The organism is Shewanella sp. Sh95, from assembly GCF_001308045.1.
GTDB classification, from domain to species: Bacteria; Pseudomonadota; Gammaproteobacteria; order Enterobacterales; family Shewanellaceae; genus Shewanella; species Shewanella xiamenensis.
In genome coordinates, this window is sequence record NZ_LGYY01000005.1 from 1 (window position 1) to 1,818 (window position 1,818).

2 protein-coding genes are annotated in these 1,818 nt (G+C 35.8%); both read left to right on the top strand.

Features of this window, described 5'->3' with window-relative positions:
• The first annotated feature begins 161 nt into the window (after positions 1–161).
• Positions 162–452: a hypothetical protein gene (locus AEA42_RS00420; protein WP_055646651.1), complete on the top strand. Its 291-nt coding sequence runs from the start codon at positions 162–164 to the stop codon at positions 450–452.
• A gap of 77 nt (positions 453–529) precedes the next feature.
• The gene (locus AEA42_RS00425; RefSeq protein WP_037428419.1) at positions 530–1,612 is read left to right on the top strand and encodes an HD domain-containing phosphohydrolase; all 1,083 of its coding nucleotides are present in this window, start codon (positions 530–532) and stop codon (positions 1,610–1,612) included.
• Positions 1,613–1,818: the final 206 nt, after the last annotated feature.

Here is a 1,818-nt window from a genome sequence, read left to right on the forward strand (position 1 = left end):
TAGGATATTGGCTTCGCGCATCTTGTTGTCCAAGTGTAGTTTTTAGCGAAACCATTTGATCATGCAACAAGATGCGCTTCCACCCTAATTTGATGATTTATTTGTAAATCATCAGGGGATTCTTCAGTATTCAGCGTACACTGAATGAATGGAAAGAGTTGATGCATTTGAATGTCGGTAGAACGAATACTTGCCTTTCTAGCACTCGAATTGGAGCGGAATATTTAAATCATATTACGGTTGAAATAGATAAAGTATCCGCTTTTTCCAGCCAAATATCTTCAGCTGCAACTGAGCAACAAGCCGTGATTGAAGATATTAATAGAAATATTAATCTTATTTCATCAATATCCCATGACAATAGTATGAAAGTTGAAGGCGTCAGTGCGACGAGTAAAAATTTATTGAATAGAGCAAATCAACTTAAAAATTTAAGTCAAACCTTTGGTTAGCGATAAAAAACAGTTGTTTTTATCGCTAACGAATATGTTCGTATTGTAATTATTGAGATTTAATTGCGGAGTGAATCATGGACAGGACAATAAATGAACGAGTGCATTATGTTCATGCACGACTCCGTAAAAATTTTGACAAATTAACTAGAATCGCAATTGCTATATATGATCAACATACAGATAAAATTAAAACCTTTGTGCATAGTACAGATGGTAAGCCACCGTTGAGTTTATATGAGGCAAAATTGAGCGAAACACCGTCTCTCCAACATATAGTGGAAAGCCGCCAAGCTAGGGTATTAGATAATTTATGTACTCAACTTATATATAGTTCTGAACATAGTCGAAAAGTGCTTGAGGCGGGCTACGAATCTAGTTATACCGAACCATTGTATTTTAATGATCGTTTTGTTGGTTTTTTATTTTGTAACTCTAAAGAGAGTAGTTATTTTGATGATGCAATACGTGCTGAACTTTCCGCATATGCACAAATCCTAGCAGGTATCATTGCAGTTGAATTTCTTTCTATTCAGACATTTAATGGGGCACTTATTACTGCCAGAGCCTTTGGTCGTTATCGTGATGAAGAAACGGCAAATCATTTACACCGAATGTCTTCATATTCGCGCATCATCGCTAAAACAGTCGCAAAAGAGTTAGGATTAAGTGATGAGGAAGTTGAGTTTATTTATCTATTTTCTGAGTTACATGATATAGGTAAAATCGCCGTGCCAGATGCAATACTATTGAAGCCAGGGAAATTAACCGCTGAAGAATTTGAGGTGATGAAAACTCATACCATTAAAGGTAGTGAGATGATTAATTTGATGATTAATGAGTTTAGTCTCAATGGGATACACCATACGGAGATGTTAAAAAATATTATCAACTACCATCATGAACGTTTCGATGGTAAGGGATACCCTGAGGGATTAAAAGGAGAGGATATTCCGTTAGAAGCAAGAATAGTCACTGTTGCTGATGTTCTGGATGCCTTAACAAGCAAACGACCATACAAAGAGGCATGGTCGTTTGAGGATGCATTTGCTTATCTTGAGGATAATGCGGGTCAACAGTTTGATCCTAAGTGTGTTATGGCTGTGCTCAATAATAAGTCTGAATTTATTACAATTCATAATCAATATGTTGATCTATAAAATGGTCATTATTTATTGGTGCCTTTCAATGTAACCATACTATTTTCGATTTATTAAAAATAATAAGTCGTGCAAAGTACTGAAGAATCCCCTGATGATTTACAAATAAATCATCAAATTAGGGTGGAAGCGCATCTTGTTGCATGATCAAATGGTTTCGCTAAAAACTACACTTGGACAACAAGATGCGCGAAGCCAATATCCTA